The following is a 17,283-nucleotide window of genomic DNA, read 5'->3' as shown; positions in this document are numbered from 1 at the left end:
GCGAGGTGCGCATTCTACACACCCATTTTTTTATGTCAACTCATTGATGAAAACTTTTTTCATTTTTCTATGTTTGAAGTTCATTTTTAAGCAAAAGGTGGGTAGTTAAGTATGTATTTCACCTTGATCGGTTAAAAAAAGACCTAAACATCTTATTTTTGTTTCTTTTCGCTCAATGTGAGTCTTTATTTAAGCATTAGCTTTTATTTTTTATGCTCAAGGCTTTGCCGCCACCACAATGAAACGCTAAGATAGCGATTGTTTTTCAACAATTAGACTTATAAAGGTATTTTCATGGAACAAGCTAGCAGCGCAACTCGTATTCTTATTGCCGCATTATTCGCTGTCGTTTTTACTTTAGTTAGCCAACTTTTCCTAACATCTTCTGACTCCACTACAATAAGCATTATTGCTCTTGGTGCATTTTTAGGTGGTGCACTTGTGCCATTACTTGCGAACATTATTCCAACCCGCAAGGCAAGCTCTAACTTTGATTCAGACCAAAGTGCAGGCGAAGGTACTACCCTATATGTGGGTAACCTACCTTTTAAAACTGACGAGAACGCAGTTAAAGATGCGTTCGCTAAATATGGTGCAGTTCTTTCTGTAAGGCTAGTGAAAGACAGAAGAACGGGTCGTAAGAAAGGTTACGGTTTCGTTGAAATGGAAGACGGAGCAGCTGAGAAGGCACTTTCTAAATTGAATGATAAAGAATTTGAAGGGCGCACTTTAAAGGTTCGTTTAGCTCATTCTGAACAATCTGAATAAACATATATAAAAGAAAAGGGGTTACTTCGCGAGAGGTAACCCCTTTTTTATTTTCTAGAGTTAACTTAGAACTGAACTGTAACCTGCTCAGAACAAACAGACGTTCCAGCTTCACATACTTGGTAAGTTAAAGAACCACCACCACGCATGTTTGTGCTGTCTGTATATGCACCAGAATCATTCACTGTATCGATTAATGCCCCATCTCTGAAAATATCGACCTGGGTAGTACTCGTGCCAGTCCAAGATAGTTCAGCCGTCCAGCGACCACGAACCTTACCACCTTGTCCTGCTAACTCGATGGAAGCACCACCGGTGTCACCACCGTTATCTCCGCCATCGCCACCGCCAGTATCACCACCAGCACAGCCATTTAAGGTTAGATAGTCGTATGCATCTTTCGCCTGAACCAGACCGGCGCCGTAACTATTGGCGGCACCTAAGTTTTCAGCGGTTGCTTTCAATGCATCTCTGATTTCGTTATTAGTACACTCTGGGAAATGACTCCAAACTAATGCTGCTACGCCCACCACATGTGGAGTAGCCATAGACGTGCCATTAAAGCTCGCATAATCACCCGCACCAAGAGTAACAGATGCGCTTTGCCCCAAAGAAGTTAAAGCACTTGCTCCGTCTACGTCACTAATTCCCACAGTAGGAATAGAAACATTAGTTGTACCCAATGTACCGCTTAACGCTCCTGCGACATTGTTATAGATAACGGCTGCAACACCGCCACCGGCTTCACAGGCTAGGGCTTTGTCAGCAAAGCTAATGTCACCGCGCTCTATCAAACACACTGCATCTTGAGCATTTGTACAAGTACTTGTACCCAAGCCACAATCAACTAAAGGTCCGGTCACGTCACCTTCAACTGAACCTTCCATGCCTAAAGCAGCAAATGTTGAGCCCCCTGCGGTAAAAGTAGATACCTGGCCCATTCCTCTTGGTACGGTAGATAGCACGTCTACACCAGGTCCAGATATTTCTACTTGATCATTTCGCTGTGAAAAATCTGCTAATTGCTTGTTGCTATCAATAGCAGCTACAGACATTACCGCATCGTATGAAGCGGGATAAGAATAAGCTGTGGTGCCGTCGTTACCGGCAGCTGCAATACTCAAAACGCCCGCGTCGTTAAGTGCGCTAAACGCGTTTCTCTCGGTGTTACTCGCTCTTGATCCACCAAGACTCATATTAATCACATTCGCACCATAGGCAGCGCACTGGTCTGCCGCGGCGATAAGTGATGATGAGTATGCCCAACCATTAGCATCAAATACTTTTACTATGTGAAGATTGAGTTCTGCATTGGGAATTACACCCACGACACCTTCGCCATTCGACACTGCAGCAATGGTTCCTGCTACGTGTGTACCGTGGCCATTACCATCCACATACCAGTCTCCAGACCCCGAGTCGTATTCACCCGTAACAAAGTTAGTTTGTAAATCTGGATGACCTAAGTCATAGCCCGAGTCGATAATGCAAACCTTACGACCACTCGCTAATTGCGCAGTTACCTGGTCAGCTTGAACCAAGCTAATACCATAAGGTGCACCCGGCTCATATTCACTCATCGGCTCCCTCTTAACGTCTTCCTCAATAAAAAGAACGTTAGGATTATTGCGCAAGCCATTTAACGCTTGAGCGGGAACTTCAATTGCCATTGCATGATGCTGCTGTAGATCTACAACCTGGCGACCTCCAGCTCGCTCAACCGAGCGCATCACTGCTGCGTGACTACCTGGCTGAAAATTAACAATGACACGTTGATGGTCTGGATTAGCAGATACCGTAGGCATCATAGACATGCCAAGTGCTGCTCCACTGGTGAGTAACAGTGTTAGTTTTGAAAAAGACATATATAAGAATTACCTTGATTTATTATTTTAAGTAGCTTCCGATGCAAGGTATGGATTCACTTCCATTGCCATAACTTAATTATTAATGTTTTATTGACAAGTCATAACAAGTGCATAGATCTATCGCACTTTTTTCAGCACTTCAACCCACTTTACAAACAACTTAACGCAGCCGTGCTTTGTAATAAGCTTCGAGTTACAATACGCGCCTTTAAATTTGCGGCGCCAAGGAAATTATTCATGTCTGAGTCTTACCAAACTCAACTCGAAAACAAAAAACAGCTTTTTACCGAGAAGTTGGCGCCCTTTTATACCTCTTCAATAGACGTGTTTGCCTCCCCCGAGCAACACTACCGTATGAGAGCCGAATTTCGAGTATGGCATGATGGGGACGACTTGTATTACGTGATGTTCCACCCCGGTACTCGGGATAAATATAGGGTCGACCAGTTTCCTGCTGCAGGGGAGCTTATAAACAGCTTAATGCCGGAAATATTAGATTACGTAAAAAATAGGGAAATTTTAAGAAACCGCCTGTTTCAGGTCGACTTCTTAACCACAACCTCTAATCAGGCTGTTATTTCTTTGCTTTACCATAGACAGCTCGACGAGACATGGCAGAACGAAGTACTAGGTCTAAAAGGCCACCTAAGCCAGTTTTGTGCCGTGAACATTATCGGTAGAGCACGTAAGCAGAAAATCTGTCTAGATACAGACGCAGTGATCGAAAAGCTCTCCGTCGCCGGAAAAGACTATTTATTTGAACAAGTAGAAAATAGCTTTACTCAGCCTAATGCCGCGATCAACGTTAAAATGTTGGAATGGGCGCAAAGAGAAACTAGTGGATTAGAAGGTGACTTATTAGAACTTTATTGCGGCAATGGTAATTTCAGTCTTCCACTAGCGAGCAACTTTAAGCGCGTATTAGGAACAGAGATTTCGAGAACATCGGTAAAATCAGCGCAAACGAACATCGCACTGAATAAAATTGAAAACGTGAAAATAGCGAGAATGTCAGCGGAAGATTTTGCTTTAGCAATTGCCGGTAAATTAGACTCTCGAAGAGCAGATGATCTTGAACTTGAGACCTATGACTTTTCAACCGTACTGGTTGATCCTCCACGAGCAGGGCTAGACAGTGATGCTCTTGAGCAAATTCAACCCTACCAACACATTATATACATCAGTTGTAATCCAGAAACGTTGGTAGAGAACCTATCTAAACTGTGCCAAACCCATCATGTAGTAGCCGCAGCTCTATTCGATCAGTTCCCGTTTACACACCATATGGAGTCTGGCGTACACCTTGTTCGAAAGGATTAATTAAGAAGATACCTTAGCGGGGCTTTCGACAGCATGCTCTACGGCTTGTTGTTCATCAACCTCTTCACACGGCACGTGGTTTTTCGCACGGCATAAATACAAGTTCAATGAATGCGCACCGATTAAAAGCGAGGAGGCTATAACAATAACAATCTGCTCCCATGGTGCATGAAGGTCGTGCTTTGCGATAAATAAGGCTATTCCAGCAATCAACATAAGTAGTGGGATAAAACTACCATGGTGCTTTAGTCCCATAACAACCGCTGAACCACCAATAATTGCGCTCAAAGAAAGGACCAACATCTCAACCCAAAACAACCCCATAAACGCCAGCCCCATTAAACTAAGGGTAGGAAGAATTACGGGTACGAGTAAGCAATGAATCGCACACAAGATTGCGACCCAAATACCAGCTTTATCGAATGTTTTATGTTGCATATGAACCTCTCAACTAATGTTACAGTATAACATACCAAAGAGAGGGATGGCTAACCCGATTACAATATTTAGGCTGAATCAGTTGTAAAGGTTAGAACTTCTTTTATATGCTTCGCCCCTAACTTAAGCATCAGTAAGCGGTCGACGCCCATCGCTACGCCAGCGCAGGCAGGCAAGCCCGACTCCAACGCAGCTAAAAATCGCTCATCAATTGGAACTTCTGGTAATCCCATAGAGCCTCGCTGCGTGTTGTCTTTCTCAAACCTAGCTCGTTGTTCAATTGGGTCTTGCAGTTCCCAATAGCCATTCGCGAGCTCTAGCCCACCATAGAAAAGTTCAAACCGATGCGCTGTTCGGTCATCTTGTTCGCAGCGCTTTGCGAGAGAAGCCTGTTCAGCAGGAAAGTGATAAACAAAGGTAAGTTGTTCTCTATCTAGTGAAGGTTCAACCACACAACTCATGAGTAAATCGAGCAGAGCGGCTCTATCTCCTTTAACAACCTCACAATCAATACCCTTCTGCATTAAAGAAGCCTCAAGCTCCTGAGCATTAGCAGCCAGTGGATCAACTTGCGCATAACGGATAAATGCGTCTTGGTAGGTTAAGTATTGTGAAGCGACATCGGGAAATATCTCACGCATAAGGAGCTCTATTTCTGCCATCAGTTCCACATCCGTGAAGCCTAGGCGATACCACTCCAGCATAGAGAATTCGACATTATGACGAGAACTAATCTCGTCATTTCGAAACACTTTGGATATTTGAAAGCAGTCTCCTATGCCTGCGCAAAGCAATCGCTTCATTGCGTATTCAGGAGAAGTTTGTAAATAAAGTTTATGCAGCCCCTTAAACTGACCAGACTCTGCATGTACTTGCATATTGGCGATATGAGGTTCAGTTACACCGCTAGCTGCCAATATCGGCGTTTCAACTTCAACAACATCACGCTCTAAGAAAAAAGCTCGAATCTGCTGTTGAAGAGCAGACCGAGCTTTTATATTTTCGAGTGCAGCACTAGGCTGCCAAGATTTAGATTCGATCATTTCTGAACGCGAGAAACATACTCTCCGGTGCGCGTATCAACCTTAATCACTTCACCCGTTTGCACGAACAAAGGTACACGAACCACAGCGCCAGTAGATAGCGTTGCAGGCTTCCCGCCAGTACCGGCTGTATCACCTTTCAAACCAGGATCTGTTTCCGTGATTTCAAGTTCTACAAAGTTTGGTGGTGTTACTGTGATTGGCTTACCGTTCCAAAGCATAAGCGTACAAGTATCTTGCTCAACCAACCACTTTTCGCTATCACCTACAGCCGCTTCGTCTGCCGCTAACTGCTCGAACGTTTCATTATTCATGAAGTGCCAGAATTCGCCGTCGTTATACAAGTAGTCTAATTCCACTTCCATCACGTCCGCGGCTTCAACTGAATCGCCTGACTTAAACGTTTTCTCAACCACTTTACCGCTTAACAGTTTTCTAATCTTCACACGGTTAAATGCTTGGCCTTTACCTGGCTTGACCATTTCATTCTCGATGATCGAGCATGGCTCGCCGTCGAGCATGATTTTCAGACCACCTTTAAATTCACTTGTGCTGTAACTTGCCATATGTTCCTCTTTCATCCTTAGGCAATTTTGGCGCTAATAATAAACCAAATATAAAGAGATTTCAGGTAAAATAGCGCGCACCATGCATAGTTTTTCGGAATATGGCTTCTTCATTACAAGTACGCCCTCAATGGCAACAAGAAATAGCGAGCAGCATTACCTCTCCTGAAGAGTTAGGTCGGGTTCTTAATCTAGATGAGTCCTGGATTCGCCATAACGCACCTGCAAAATCATTATTTCCCTTGCGCGTGCCGAAACCATTTGTCGCTCTCATGGGTCAAGGCAATCCGAACGACCCACTACTTAAGCAAGTTATGACTTCAGCCGACGAGTTTCAACAACACCCAGACTTTGTACGAGACCCGTTACTTGAACAGCAACTTGAAGGCCCCTCAAGCTTGTTACATAAGTACAAATCTAGAGTCCTTATTATTTTCAGAGGTGGCTGTGCAGTAAATTGTAGATACTGTTTTAGACGTCACTTTCCCTATGAAGAGAATCATTTCGGCAGAGAGCAAAAAGAGCAATCTCTCGAATATATTCGCAAAAACGTTGAAATCAACGAGGTTATTCTTAGTGGCGGCGATCCTCTTATGGCCTCAGATCAACAAATAGAAGATTTTGTTCGTGCGCTTGAGTCCATTGACCACATAAAACGCATAAGAATCCACTCGCGACTACCTATAGTTATTCCAAGTCGACTCACAAACAGCTTAGCCAAAGTGCTCGAATCAAGTCGCTTAAAAAGCATTTTAGTTCTTCACGCCAATCACCCGAATGAATTAAGCGAAGAACTCAAGAAACGCCTCTCGATCTGGCAAGAGCATGGCATTCTCTTGCTCAATCAATCTGTTCTGTTGAAAGGGATTAATGACGACACTGAAACACTCGTAGCTCTCAGTGAAAAGTTATTCGATTGGCAGGTTTTACCCTACTACTTGCATTTATTAGATAAAGTGGAGGGAGCGAGTCACTTCAATGTTGAAGTACAAAAAGCACAGGAAATTTATCAACAACTCTTGGTAGAACTGCCAGGGTTTCTTGTACCTAAGTTAGTGCAGGAAGTAGGCGGAGAGCTTAGTAAAACTCCGATCTCCGCCTTTTAGTTCGACTATTCTTGGCTTAAGAACTGCTGCGCAAACCAACGGTTTAGCATATTGAGTTCTGCACTCACGTATTCATCACGTGAGGAAATCCGAGGAAATCGAGATCTCCCTTCGGTGCGGATTGCCCGCCCTTCAATTTCAACGCCTTGCTCTGATGATACAACAGTTCCGTCAGCAGAAACGCGCTCGAAGTCTATCGTCATCACAGGAAACTCATTCATCATAGCTTTGCGCTCGAACTCCCTTGCATTGAAACCTTGATTTGCCAGCATGGTGCCAGCCATGTCGTAATCGGTTACAGTAATTTTCAATTCTTCACCATCAGCAAGGTGCATTTCTGCAAGCCTGTCGATATGGCGAGCAATTCTTGAAAAGCGAACCTGTAACTCTTCATTGTCTGGGTCGATTTGCGCTAAACGAACGTCTTCATAGTTTTCTGGTGAGGACCATGTAACAGAAGCCTCACCTGCAAACGTTACTGGCGAAATACCAATACCTAACGCAAGAATTAAAGTGACTTTTAGAAATTTCATGAGAACCTCCCATTGTTTAAGTTTACGGGAGACTGGAGAGAAGATATGGCGCCTGCGGAATTCCGCAGGGCGCCCACCAAACTAAAGCTTATGCTGTAGTGTTGATGTTGTTTCCTACGGCAGCCCCCGGAGTCGAGTTCTGCTTTGGTGCCGACTGAGCCGCAGAATCAAGAAGTTGAAGCGTTGCCGCACCTTCTTGTTTTTGCTGATTCTTCGCCAACTTAAGCGAAACCAACTCGAGCTGTTGTGGACCTTGCGATGCAATTTCCATTTTGGCCTCCTTTTACTGCCTAAATTTGCGCGACGAAACACGCCGCATCCATGCTATCGACCGTAAAACCCACAACTTTAGAAAATTTATTGCTCAAATCTAAAATAAAACCATCTATCTAGCATAGCTCGTTCATAATCAAGCATTTCATGTTGTGAACGACCTTGAATATAAGAACTTCCTTGACCAGGCATGTCACGACCTCTAAGACGCTCTTGGCCACTTGCTAACGTCTCTCCACTAGCACTTTCTAGGCGATAGTTAAACTCCATGCTGGGAAAGTCTGAGTTACGAACAACACGCACCATATTCATTGAGCCACCAAATTGATTCGGTAAAACTTCACCTGCCAAATCAAGATTGGTTACTGTGATATGTAACTTTTGACCGTCGGGAAGTTTCCCCGCCAACTCAGCAAAATGTCTTTCAAACTCTGCAAAAACCCGCTCTTCAAAACGCGACTGTAATTCTTCCGCAGCTCGAATGTCTCGATATGAGTCAGGGTTTTCCCACGTTACTGAGGCTTCTCCTGCTTGTGCAGGCATTGCGAATGCCAAACCCAACATTAAAACTGCAATTATGCGATTCATAGGACCCTCCTAAATTCTGAATCCTTGCTTACTTTTACAGCATATACGTTCTTTCGCAAATTTGTGGTCACAAAGCGTTTAAGTGTGTCAAAAAAAGTAAACCCGCTAAAACGAAAAAAGCTGCGCCAAGGCGCAGCTTTTTCATCCGAACAGGGCCGATTACATCATTCCGCCCATACCCATGTCACCGCCAGGCATCGCAGGAGCTTCTTCTTTTGGTAGCTCTGCAATCATTGCTTCAGTGGTAATCATTAGGCCAGCTACAGAGGCTGCGAACTGTAACGCTGAACGAGTCACTTTTGTTGGGTCAAGAATACCCATCTCAAGCATGTCACCGTAGGTATCGTTACCTGCGTTGTAACCAAAGTTACCTTCGCCTTCTTTCACTTTATTCGTAACTACAGAAGCTTCTGAGCCCGCGTTGTATGCGATCTGACGAAGAGGTGATTCCATTGCACGAAGTGCAACTTTAATACCTACGTTCTGTTCTTCGTTGTCGCCACGAAGCTCTGCTAATTTGCTTGCAGCGCGCACAAGAGCAACACCACCACCAGGTACTACACCTTCTTCAACTGCTGCGCGAGTTGCGTGAAGTGCGTCTTCTACACGTGCTTTCTTCTCTTTCATTTCTACTTCAGTTGCTGCGCCAACTTTAATTACCGCAACACCGCCAGCTAGTTTTGCTAAGCGCTCTTGAAGCTTCTCTTTGTCGTAGTCTGAAGAAGTCTCTTCGATTTGCTGACGAATTTGCGTTACGCGACCTTCAATTGCGTCTTGGTCTCCTGCACCGTCAACAATAGTGGTGTTGTCTTTGTTAATCACAACACGTTTAGCACTACCTAAGTCTTCAAGTTGTGCTTTTTCTAGTTCCATCCCGATTTCTTCAGAAATCACGGTACCGCCAGTTAACGTAGCGATGTCTTGCAACATAGCTTTACGACGATCACCGAAACCAGGAGCTTTAACTGCTGCAACTTTCACGATGCCACGCATATTGTTTACAACTAGTGTTGCTAGCGCTTCACCTTCTACATCTTCAGCGATCAACAATAAAGGCTTACCAGACTTCGCTACACCTTCTAGTACAGGAAGTAATTCGCGAATGTTGCTGATTTTCTTGTCGACCAACAAAATATGTGGGTTGTCTAACTCAACAGTTCCAGTTTCTTGGTTGTTGATGAAGTATGGAGACAAGTAACCACGGTCAAACTGCATACCTTCTACTACTTCAAGTTCGTCTTGCAGGCCTTGACCTTCTTCAACGGTAATAACACCTTCTTGGCCTACTTTGTCCATTGCTTTGGCAATGATTTCACCAATGGTGCTGTCTGAGTTAGCAGAAATTGTACCCACTTGCTCAATCGCTTTGCTGTCAGAGCAAGGCTGAGAAATCTTCTTCAATTCCTCTACTGCAGCAACCACCGCTTTGTCGATACCGCGCTTAAGGTCCATTGGGTTCATACCCGCAGCTACCGCTTTCAAACCTTCAGTAACAATCGACTGCGCTAATACAGTTGCAGTTGTCGTACCGTCGCCCGCTTCGTCATTTGCTTTCGACGCCACTTCTTTAACCATTTGCGCGCCCATATTTTCGAACTTGTCTTCAAGCTCGATTTCTTTCGCAACGCTAACACCGTCTTTAGTGATCGTTGGCGCACCAAATGACTTCTCTAAAACTACATTACGGCCTTTAGGGCCAAGAGTAACCTTTACCGCGTCCGCTAGGGTGTTTACACCTTTTAGCATTTTCTGACGCGCGCTGTTACCAAATTTTACTTCTTTCGCTGACATGATTTTCTTCCTTCAATCTAATTCGGTTGAAACACTGAAAGTCGAGAATTACTCAACAATCGCCAGAATGTCTGACTCGCTCATAATAAGAACTTCTTCACCGTCCAGCTTCTCAGTTTTTACACCGTAGCCGTCGCTGAATAGAACTGTGTCACCAACTTTTACGTCTAGCGGCTTCACTTCACCGTTCTCTAAAATGCGACCATTACCTACAGCGATAACCTCACCACGCGTAGATTTCTCTGCTGCAGAACCAGTAAGAACGATACCGCCCGGTGATTTGCTCTCTGCTTCAGAGCGCTTAACAATCACACGATCATGTAAAGGACGAAGTTTCATCGAGATACTCCCATAATCAATGATGGAAAAAATGACTGGAACCATTCCAGCCATCTGTTAAAAAATAAGTTGGTAACTAAATGGGGTCACACAAAGTAATTCCAAGAGCTAAGAGCAATTTTTTTTACTTTTTTTCTTTATCCTCAACCTGCTCAAAATCTTCTTGTCTTGAATACTCCCCTTCAAACGTATTCCCGTGTTCGTTGCTTGAACGAGTGCTCTTATATTGTGACGAAGATCGGGAAGACGCACCCGTAAATGAAAAGTGCACGTTTTTACTATGGGCTAACTTTTTCAAAGCCCACATACCTACATGCTTTTGAATTACCGGCAACAACATAAGCAGGGCCAATGCATCAGTTACGAACCCAGGCGTGACTAAAAATATACCCGCCGCGAGAATCATGAATCCCGCAATTAATTCTTGCCCCGGCATTTCGCCCATAGCCATCTTTTGTTGGGCTCTGGCAAAGGTATTCAACCCCTGCTGCTTAACTAGGCCTGAACCTAACAAGGCAGTTAAAATAACCAAGGCAATCGTAGGGCCTGCACCAATTTGTTGGCCAACCTGCACCAATACCGAAATTTCAATAATTGGCATGACCACAAAAAGTACAAATAAAACTAACTGCATGATGAACTCCCATTCGGTTATTATGTCCACATTTGGGCGTACTTCTTTTATTTCAAGGTAACTACATCTGAATCGAACGTTATGTCACACTTACTTATAATAACTACAACACCCGACCTAGCTGCCGCAGAAGCAATAGCAGAGGGACTTATTCAAAATAACCTTGCCGCCTGTGTGCAAGTTCAACCTCAAGGCAAGTCCTTTTATAGATGGCAAGGCAAAGTAGAGTCTTCTGCTGAACATGCCTTATTTATAAAAACAACTGACTCAGCATATGGGAAAACCGAACAATACATTCAAGAACATCACCCTTATGATGTGCCAGAAATTATCGCCGTGAAGATAGACAGAGGGCTGTCCCCGTATTTAAGTTGGATTAATGAGGAAGTAAATTCATGAGTTTTATTCGTCTTAGCGTCATTGTTGTTGGCGTTCTATTTTCAGTTTGTGTCCACGCACAAGCGAACGGCTTAAATTTACAAAGCTTAAACGGAGCCAACTCATTTCCACCACCCGAAGAAGTCTTTATTCTCGACTATCAACAAATTGACCATGAGCTGACTGTTTCTTTTCAAATACCGGAAGGTTTTTATCTTTATCAAGAACGCTTCAATTTAACCCCTGAAGAAAAAGTCGCAGGAGAAATAGAGTTACCTGAAGGGATTGCTTATGAAGATCAGTTCTTTGGGTCAACTGTCATTTATCGTGATCAAGTTTCGTTCAATGTAAGTCTAAACCAAGCACGTCGGAATGAACCTCTGACGGTTCACTACCAAGGATGTGCCGATGAAGGTTTTTGCTACCCCCCATCTACGCAGACTATTTTCCTGCGCCAAACCAACGGCGTAAATGGGACAGCCGCCATTAATACCGAAACATCCAATCCTGGAAATGGAAATTACAGCTGGGTCTTTCTCATTATAGTGCTCGCAGTTGGCTTACTAGCTCTTTTCATCATTCGCAAAAAGCAACAAAGTTGAAAGTAAAGTGTCGCATTTTCGGTGATAAGACCAGTAATTTGCTGCGATTTGGAAATTTCTGATTATAATAGAAGCCAATTAACAATTTAGGTAGCGAGCTCATCACAAAACTGTGGGTTCGCGAAAGTTAGCGACAAATGGCTACAAGTAATGCATAAAGAAGCTCAGATTCTTATTATTAATGGTCCAAATCTGAATTTACTCGGTACCCGTGAGCCTGAGATTTATGGCACGCAAACCTTGGCTTCTATTATCGAGTCGCTACAAAGTGCTACAAACCAAGCAAGAATTTCCCATGTTCAGTCGAATGCAGAACACGAACTTATCGACGCGATACATCAAGCATCTGGGGAAATAGATTTTATTATTATTAACCCTGCGGCGTTTACACACACCAGTGTTGCTTTACGAGACGCTCTAGTAGGCGTAGGCATACCTTTCATAGAGGTTCACCTGTCTAACGTTCATGCTCGCGAACCATTTCGTAGGCACTCCTACTTTTCCGACTGTGCACAGGCGGTTATTTGTGGATTAGGCGCGACGGGTTACGAAGTTGCACTGAAAGGTGCATTGCAGCATTTACAGAACAAATAGAATTAAAAAACATTAATTTAAACACTAATAATGAGTGATACGGTTTATGGATATTCGGAAAATTAAGAAATTAATCGAACTTGTTGAAGAGTCTGGCATTGCGGAGCTAGAAATTACCGAAGGTGAAGAAGCGGTAAGAATTAGTCGCAATAATCAGAACATGATGCCTGCAATGGCGCAATATCAAGTTCCTCAGCACATGCCAGCTCCGGCTCCTGCGGCGGCACCGGCAGCAGAAGCGCCGGCAGCAAACGCTGAACCTGCCAAGGAAGAAGTTTCAGGCCACGTGATTAAGTCGCCAATGGTCGGTACTTACTACGAGTCTCCAGCTCCAGGGGCGAAAGCATTTGTTACTGTCGGTCAGCGCGTTAACGTGGGCGACACCCTGTGCATCGTTGAAGCTATGAAGATGATGAACCAAATTGAAGCAGAAGTGTCGGGTGTGGTGAAGCAAGTATTAGTTGAAAACGAAGCACCTGTTGAGTTCGATCAACCGCTATTCATCATTGAATAACCGAACAAAAAGGCAATAGTCATGCTAGATAAAGTAGTGATAGCCAACCGCGGTGAAATTGCGTTACGCATTTTACGCGCGTGTAAAGAGCTCGGTATAAAAACAGTTGCTGTACATTCAACCGTCGACAAGAACTTAAAACACGTTCTTTTAGCTGACGAGTCTATCTGTATCGGCGCGCCTTCAGCTGCAGAAAGCTATCTAAATATTCCTCGAATTATAAGCGCGGCGGAAGTTACCGACGCGGCAGCCATCCATCCGGGGTATGGTTTCTTGTCAGAGAATGCTGATTTCGCAGAGCAGGTCGAAAATTCGGGCTTTATTTTCGTAGGCCCTACGCCAGAAGTTATTCGCATGATGGGTGACAAAGTTTCAGCAATCGAAGCGATGAAAAAAGCAGGCGTTCCATGTGTGCCTGGTTCAGGCGGCCCTTTGGGTGACGACGACGAGAAGAACCTAAAAGTCGCTAAACGTATTGGTTATCCAGTTATTATTAAAGCTGCCGGCGGTGGTGGTGGTCGAGGTATGCGTGTTGTGCGCGAAGAAAAAGATCTACTTCGCTCAATTCAAGCCACACAGTCCGAAGCAAACGCAGCGTTTGGTAACCCAATTGTCTATATGGAGAAGTTTCTAGAGAATCCTCGTCATATCGAAATCCAGGTATTAGCTGATGGACAAGGCAACGCTATCCACCTAGGAGAACGCGATTGTTCTATGCAACGTCGCCACCAAAAAGTAGTGGAAGAAGCGCCAGCGCCAGGTATTACTCCAGAAATGCGTAAAAGCATTGGCGAGCGCTGTGCTCGTGCTTGTATCGAAATTGGTTATCGCGGCGCGGGAACGTTCGAGTTTTTGTATGAAAACGGTGAGTTCTACTTCATTGAAATGAATACACGTATTCAGGTTGAACACCCGGTTACAGAGCTTGTAACAGGAATCGACTTAGTGAAAGAACAACTTCGTATTGCGGCGGGCAGACCTTTGTCGATCAGTCAAGAAGACGTGGTGATTCGGGGTCACGCAGTAGAGTGTCGTATAAACGCTGAAGATCCGAAAAACTTCATTCCGTCTCCAGGCACGGTGACACGTTTTCACCCACCAGGTGGGCTAGGCATCCGTTGGGATTCTCATATTTACACGGATTACCGTGTACCACCTAACTACGACTCTATGATTGGTAAACTTATTACCCATGGAGACAACAGAGACGTTGCGATTGCAAGAATGCGCAATGCCCTAGGTGAGCTTATCTTGGAAGGCATCAAATCGAATGTTCCTTTGCAGAAAGAGATCATGGCCGACGAGAACTTCCAACATGGCGGAACAAACATCCATTATTTAGAAAAGAAACTGGGAATCTCTTAGTTTCCCGTTTCTTTCTTAAATTGCTAAAATACAAAAGCTCAGACAGTCGTCTGAGCTTTTTTTGTGATTAAGGGTAAAGCATGGCTTGGATTCAACTAACGCTAACTACCGACGAGGCGCACGCGCGTCAACTAGGTGACATTCTTATGGCTAACCAAGCCCAAGCAGTGACCTATAGAGACGCAAAGGACGCACCTATATTTGAACCTGGCCCCGGTGAAGTTCAGCTATGGTCGCAAACCCTAGTGACTGGTCTTTACCCAGCTGAAGTAAAGTTACAGCCCATACTGAGTAATTTAGCGAAAGTAAGCTTTCTTGCTCAACCATTGCAATATAAAACCGACCCACTCGAAGACAAAGATTGGGAAAGAGAATGGATGGACAACTTCAAACCCATTTGTTTTGGAGACAAGTTTTGGGTCGTTCCTTCTTGGCATGAGCCCCCGAAACCAGAACAACCTTTTATTTTACTCGACCCGGGGATGGCATTCGGTACCGGCACCCACCCTACCACCTCGTTATGCTTAACATGGTTAACCGAGCAAAATCTGGAAGGAAAAACTATCGTCGACTTCGGTTGCGGCTCAGGCATTTTAGGTATTGCAGCATTAAAGCTTGGCGCCGCGCGCTGTATTGGCACCGATATAGACCAGCAAGCACTAATTGCCACCAAAGATAATGCCAAAAGAAATGGCGTGGGCGACAAATTTGAAGTCTATCTACCCCAAAATGCACCAGACATAAAAGCCGATATCGTTATTGCCAATATTCTAGCGGGCCCTCTCCAAGAGCTGTCCGGCGTGATTCAAGGTTACCTAAAGCCAGACTCTCCGATCGCCATGTCAGGTATTCTACATCGCCAAGCAGAGGATGTGATGAATGCATACTCGGAGGGCGTTACATTTGCGGAAGCGCGATTTGAAGGTGATTGGTCACTTATTCATGGTATTGCCGTGAATCCGTAACAATTCCCTAACAGGTCTTCGCAACAAAGGTCTAGAGGCGGAATAAGTCAAGCTAAAAAACTGCAAAAAAATCGTTTTTTGTTCACTTATTCGCCTTTTTTTTCGGCTGTAAATTCCCTAAAATTCTCCACCCTTTCGCTGAACAGTTTTTGAACGATGCGGATTGGCAGTTACGAATTAAAGAACAACGTTATTCTCGCGCCCATGGCTGGTGTTACCGACTTGCCATTCCGTCGCCTGTGCGTTGAACTTGGTGCCGGGTTGGCAGTATCGGAGATGCTGTCGAGCAACCCGAAGGTGTGGGACACCGCCAAGTCCAAAAATCGCATGGCGCATCATAAGGAGCCAGGATTACGATCTGTTCAAATTGCAGGTTCAGACCCTGAATTAATGGCAAGAGCCGCCCAACATAACGTTGTTGAAGGCGCGCAAATCATTGACATTAATATGGGCTGCCCCGCAAAAAAAGTGAATAAAAAGCTAGCAGGCTCTGCGCTACTGCAAGAACCTGAGCTGGTTCGGGACATTATTAGTGCAGTTGTTGCTGCGGTAGATGTTCCGGTCACACTTAAAATTCGTACAGGTTGGGCTCCAGAGCATCGCAACGGAGTTCAAATAGCGGAAATCGCTGAACGTGAGGGCATACAAGCTCTTACTGTTCATGGCCGCACTCGTGCATGCATGTACAAAGGGCATGCGGAGTACGAAACAATTAAGAATATTCGAGAGGCTATTCAAATTCCTCTTATCGCTAACGGAGACATCACGTCACCGGAAAAGGCGCTTGAGGTTCTTGAGTTCACGCAAGCTGACGCAGTCATGGTTGGCCGTGGAGCACAGGGTAACCCTTGGATATTCAGAGAAATTACTCATTTCTTTCAGACGGGTGAAAAACTTCCCCCGCCAGAAAAAAGTGAAGTTATACGTATTATGGGTGAGCACCTTAAGGAGCTACATGCATTTTACGGCGAGCATACCGGAGTTCGGATTGCCCGCAAACACATTGGTTGGTACGTACAAGGACTCGGTAATCCAGGTCAGTTTCGTGCGAAATTTAATGCACTTGAGACTTCATCTGAACAGCTAGAAGCCTTGAATTTTTTATCGTCAATTTAGCAGAGAGAAAAGAGCGCTATTATGTTTGACTACAATGGAAACCGTGAGACAGAAACTCACCCTTTAATTACTCAAGCCCCAAACGCTAATCCTAAGCCATTGCGTAATTCTGTAAAGCAAGCGCTAAACAACTTTCTAGGTCAACTTGATGGCCAAGATCCTGAAGAGCTTTACGAACTTGTTCTTTCAGAAGTTGAAGCTCCATTACTTGAAGAAGTAATGACTTATACTCGTGGTAATCAAACGCGCGCAGCAACAATGCTAGGCATCAACCGCGGTACTCTTCGTAAGAAATTGAAAAAATACGGCATGAACTAAGATTCATCGCTCACTTTTTCAAAAGCGCCTGCTGAGTCATCACAGGCGCTTTTTTGTTTTCTAACTTCGTTTCTTGCGCACAATACCGTATAATACTGAGCCGCATATGAAGTGGTCTGGAAAGTCTTTTCCATCGTTCCTCTTCGACCAAAATTGAATTCCCG

Annotated in this window: 22 protein-coding genes; 11 read left to right on the top strand and 11 right to left on the bottom strand. The window is 44.5% G+C overall.

What is annotated here, in order from left to right:
* Positions 1–294: 294 nt before the first annotated feature.
* Positions 295–768, top strand: a complete 474-nt coding sequence (locus EYQ95_RS10985; RefSeq protein WP_111915696.1) for an RNA-binding protein — start codon at positions 295–297, stop codon at positions 766–768.
* 65 nt (positions 769–833) lie between these two features.
* On the opposite strand, the gene EYQ95_RS27030 is transcribed toward EYQ95_RS10985, so the two are convergent.
* On the bottom strand, positions 834–2,633 hold the full coding sequence (locus tag EYQ95_RS27030) for a S8 family serine peptidase (RefSeq protein WP_111915697.1): 1,800 nt from the start codon (positions 2,631–2,633) through the stop codon (positions 834–836).
* A gap of 240 nt (positions 2,634–2,873) precedes the next feature.
* Between EYQ95_RS27030 and trmA the strand changes: the two genes are divergently transcribed.
* On the top strand, positions 2,874–3,956 hold the full coding sequence (trmA, locus tag EYQ95_RS10975) for a tRNA (uridine(54)-C5)-methyltransferase TrmA (RefSeq protein ID WP_111915698.1): 1,083 nt from the start codon (positions 2,874–2,876) through the stop codon (positions 3,954–3,956).
* On the opposite strand, the gene EYQ95_RS10970 is transcribed toward trmA, so the two are convergent.
* From EYQ95_RS10970 to efp, 3 genes are all read right to left on the bottom strand, one after another.
* Positions 3,957–4,394: a MerC domain-containing protein gene (locus EYQ95_RS10970; protein WP_111915699.1), complete on the bottom strand. Its 438-nt coding sequence runs from the start codon at positions 4,392–4,394 to the stop codon at positions 3,957–3,959.
* Between the two features lie 68 nt (positions 4,395–4,462).
* Positions 4,463–5,437 (bottom strand): EF-P lysine aminoacylase EpmA, encoded by a 975-nt coding sequence (gene epmA, locus EYQ95_RS10965; protein ID WP_111915700.1) that lies wholly within the window; start codon positions 5,435–5,437, stop codon positions 4,463–4,465.
* A complete protein-coding gene (gene efp / locus EYQ95_RS10960) occupies positions 5,434–6,003 on the bottom strand; it encodes an elongation factor P (protein ID WP_111915701.1) in 570 nt (189 codons plus the stop codon). The genes epmA and efp overlap by 4 nt, the downstream gene beginning before the upstream one ends.
* A gap of 101 nt (positions 6,004–6,104) precedes the next feature.
* Between efp and epmB the strand changes: the two genes are divergently transcribed.
* Entirely contained in the window at positions 6,105–7,109 is a 1,005-nt protein-coding gene (gene epmB, locus EYQ95_RS10955; RefSeq protein WP_111915702.1) for an EF-P beta-lysylation protein EpmB, read from the top strand.
* A gap of 5 nt (positions 7,110–7,114) precedes the next feature.
* Here epmB and EYQ95_RS10950 read toward each other — a convergent pair whose 3' ends face one another.
* The 6 genes from EYQ95_RS10950 to EYQ95_RS10925 form a co-directional block, all read right to left on the bottom strand.
* Positions 7,115–7,642 (bottom strand): DUF3016 domain-containing protein, encoded by a 528-nt coding sequence (locus tag EYQ95_RS10950; protein WP_111915703.1) that lies wholly within the window; start codon positions 7,640–7,642, stop codon positions 7,115–7,117.
* Between the two features lie 88 nt (positions 7,643–7,730).
* On the bottom strand, positions 7,731–7,913 hold the full coding sequence (locus EYQ95_RS10945) for a hypothetical protein (protein WP_111915704.1): 183 nt from the start codon (positions 7,911–7,913) through the stop codon (positions 7,731–7,733).
* Between the two features lie 86 nt (positions 7,914–7,999).
* Entirely contained in the window at positions 8,000–8,503 is a 504-nt protein-coding gene (locus tag EYQ95_RS10940; RefSeq protein WP_111915705.1) for a DUF3016 domain-containing protein, read from the bottom strand.
* A gap of 159 nt (positions 8,504–8,662) precedes the next feature.
* Positions 8,663–10,294 carry a chaperonin GroEL gene (gene groL / locus EYQ95_RS10935; protein WP_111915706.1) on the bottom strand — a complete coding sequence of 544 codons (1,632 nt, stop codon included), beginning with the start codon at positions 10,292–10,294 and terminating at the stop codon, positions 8,663–8,665.
* 48 nt (positions 10,295–10,342) lie between these two features.
* Positions 10,343–10,633 carry a co-chaperone GroES gene (locus tag EYQ95_RS10930; protein ID WP_111915707.1) on the bottom strand — a complete coding sequence of 97 codons (291 nt, stop codon included), beginning with the start codon at positions 10,631–10,633 and terminating at the stop codon, positions 10,343–10,345.
* A 124-nt stretch (positions 10,634–10,757) separates the two neighbouring features.
* A complete protein-coding gene (locus EYQ95_RS10925) occupies positions 10,758–11,267 on the bottom strand; it encodes an FxsA family protein (protein ID WP_111915708.1) in 510 nt (169 codons plus the stop codon).
* Between the two features lie 81 nt (positions 11,268–11,348).
* Here EYQ95_RS10925 and cutA point away from each other — a divergent pair, with 81 nt between their 5' ends.
* From cutA to fis, 8 genes are all read left to right on the top strand, one after another.
* On the top strand, positions 11,349–11,666 hold the full coding sequence (cutA, locus tag EYQ95_RS10920; RefSeq protein ID WP_111915709.1) for a divalent-cation tolerance protein CutA: 318 nt from the start codon (positions 11,349–11,351) through the stop codon (positions 11,664–11,666).
* Entirely contained in the window at positions 11,663–12,247 is a 585-nt protein-coding gene (locus EYQ95_RS10915) for a protein-disulfide reductase DsbD domain-containing protein (RefSeq protein WP_111915710.1), read from the top strand. Before cutA ends, EYQ95_RS10915 begins: the two co-directional genes overlap by 4 nt.
* 150 nt (positions 12,248–12,397) lie before the next feature.
* On the top strand, positions 12,398–12,841 hold the full coding sequence (gene aroQ, locus EYQ95_RS10910; protein WP_111915711.1) for a type II 3-dehydroquinate dehydratase: 444 nt from the start codon (positions 12,398–12,400) through the stop codon (positions 12,839–12,841).
* Positions 12,842–12,887: 46 nt separating this feature from the next.
* On the top strand, positions 12,888–13,355 hold the full coding sequence (accB, locus tag EYQ95_RS10905) for an acetyl-CoA carboxylase biotin carboxyl carrier protein (protein ID WP_111915712.1): 468 nt from the start codon (positions 12,888–12,890) through the stop codon (positions 13,353–13,355).
* Between the two features lie 21 nt (positions 13,356–13,376).
* Positions 13,377–14,720 (top strand): acetyl-CoA carboxylase biotin carboxylase subunit, encoded by a 1,344-nt coding sequence (gene accC, locus EYQ95_RS10900; protein ID WP_111915713.1) that lies wholly within the window; start codon positions 13,377–13,379, stop codon positions 14,718–14,720.
* Between the two features lie 80 nt (positions 14,721–14,800).
* A complete protein-coding gene (gene prmA / locus EYQ95_RS10895) occupies positions 14,801–15,685 on the top strand; it encodes a 50S ribosomal protein L11 methyltransferase (protein ID WP_111915714.1) in 885 nt (294 codons plus the stop codon).
* Between the two features lie 156 nt (positions 15,686–15,841).
* Positions 15,842–16,801 carry a tRNA dihydrouridine synthase DusB gene (dusB, locus tag EYQ95_RS10890; protein WP_111915715.1) on the top strand — a complete coding sequence of 320 codons (960 nt, stop codon included), beginning with the start codon at positions 15,842–15,844 and terminating at the stop codon, positions 16,799–16,801.
* A gap of 21 nt (positions 16,802–16,822) precedes the next feature.
* On the top strand, positions 16,823–17,119 hold the full coding sequence (gene fis, locus EYQ95_RS10885) for a DNA-binding transcriptional regulator Fis (RefSeq protein WP_111915716.1): 297 nt from the start codon (positions 16,823–16,825) through the stop codon (positions 17,117–17,119).
* Here fis and EYQ95_RS26360 read toward each other — a convergent pair.
* The gene (locus EYQ95_RS26360) at positions 17,116–17,253 is read right to left on the bottom strand and encodes a hypothetical protein (protein WP_165924712.1); all 138 of its coding nucleotides are present in this window, start codon (positions 17,251–17,253) and stop codon (positions 17,116–17,118) included. The genes fis and EYQ95_RS26360 overlap by 4 nt on opposite strands.
* Positions 17,254–17,283 lie beyond the last annotated feature (30 nt).

Source organism: Lysobacter sp. N42 (genome assembly GCF_004344885.1).
This window is presented reverse-complemented; position numbering and strand designations above follow the sequence as displayed.

Bases quoted from the DNA above. Each gene is read 5' to 3' on its own strand.
- dusB (WP_111915715.1), top strand. From the start codon at position 15,842: ATGCGGATTGGCAGTTACGAATTAAAGAACAACGTTATTCTCGCGCCC.
- EYQ95_RS27030 (WP_111915697.1), bottom strand. From the start codon at position 2,633: ATGTCTTTTTCAAAACTAACACTGTTACTCACCAGTGGAGCAGCACTT.
- EYQ95_RS10950 (WP_111915703.1), bottom strand. From the start codon at position 7,642: ATGAAATTTCTAAAAGTCACTTTAATTCTTGCGTTAGGTATTGGTATT.
- prmA (WP_111915714.1), top strand. From the start codon at position 14,801: ATGGCTTGGATTCAACTAACGCTAACTACCGACGAGGCGCACGCGCGT.
- EYQ95_RS26360 (WP_165924712.1), bottom strand. From the start codon at position 17,253: ATGGAAAAGACTTTCCAGACCACTTCATATGCGGCTCAGTATTATACG.
- efp (WP_111915701.1), bottom strand. From the start codon at position 6,003: ATGGCAAGTTACAGCACAAGTGAATTTAAAGGTGGTCTGAAAATCATG.
- EYQ95_RS10970 (WP_111915699.1), bottom strand. From the start codon at position 4,394: ATGCAACATAAAACATTCGATAAAGCTGGTATTTGGGTCGCAATCTTG.
- epmB (WP_111915702.1), top strand. From the start codon at position 6,105: ATGGCTTCTTCATTACAAGTACGCCCTCAATGGCAACAAGAAATAGCG.
- fis (WP_111915716.1), top strand. From the start codon at position 16,823: ATGTTTGACTACAATGGAAACCGTGAGACAGAAACTCACCCTTTAATT.
- trmA (WP_111915698.1), top strand. From the start codon at position 2,874: ATGTCTGAGTCTTACCAAACTCAACTCGAAAACAAAAAACAGCTTTTT.
- EYQ95_RS10940 (WP_111915705.1), bottom strand. From the start codon at position 8,503: ATGAATCGCATAATTGCAGTTTTAATGTTGGGTTTGGCATTCGCAATG.
- EYQ95_RS10945 (WP_111915704.1), bottom strand. From the start codon at position 7,913: ATGGAAATTGCATCGCAAGGTCCACAACAGCTCGAGTTGGTTTCGCTT.
- EYQ95_RS10985 (WP_111915696.1), top strand. From the start codon at position 295: ATGGAACAAGCTAGCAGCGCAACTCGTATTCTTATTGCCGCATTATTC.
- EYQ95_RS10925 (WP_111915708.1), bottom strand. From the start codon at position 11,267: ATGCAGTTAGTTTTATTTGTACTTTTTGTGGTCATGCCAATTATTGAA.
- groL (WP_111915706.1), bottom strand. From the start codon at position 10,294: ATGTCAGCGAAAGAAGTAAAATTTGGTAACAGCGCGCGTCAGAAAATG.
- aroQ (WP_111915711.1), top strand. From the start codon at position 12,398: ATGCATAAAGAAGCTCAGATTCTTATTATTAATGGTCCAAATCTGAAT.
- accB (WP_111915712.1), top strand. From the start codon at position 12,888: ATGGATATTCGGAAAATTAAGAAATTAATCGAACTTGTTGAAGAGTCT.
- EYQ95_RS10930 (WP_111915707.1), bottom strand. From the start codon at position 10,633: ATGAAACTTCGTCCTTTACATGATCGTGTGATTGTTAAGCGCTCTGAA.
- cutA (WP_111915709.1), top strand. From the start codon at position 11,349: ATGTCACACTTACTTATAATAACTACAACACCCGACCTAGCTGCCGCA.
- accC (WP_111915713.1), top strand. From the start codon at position 13,377: ATGCTAGATAAAGTAGTGATAGCCAACCGCGGTGAAATTGCGTTACGC.
- EYQ95_RS10915 (WP_111915710.1), top strand. From the start codon at position 11,663: ATGAGTTTTATTCGTCTTAGCGTCATTGTTGTTGGCGTTCTATTTTCA.
- epmA (WP_111915700.1), bottom strand. From the start codon at position 5,437: ATGATCGAATCTAAATCTTGGCAGCCTAGTGCTGCACTCGAAAATATA.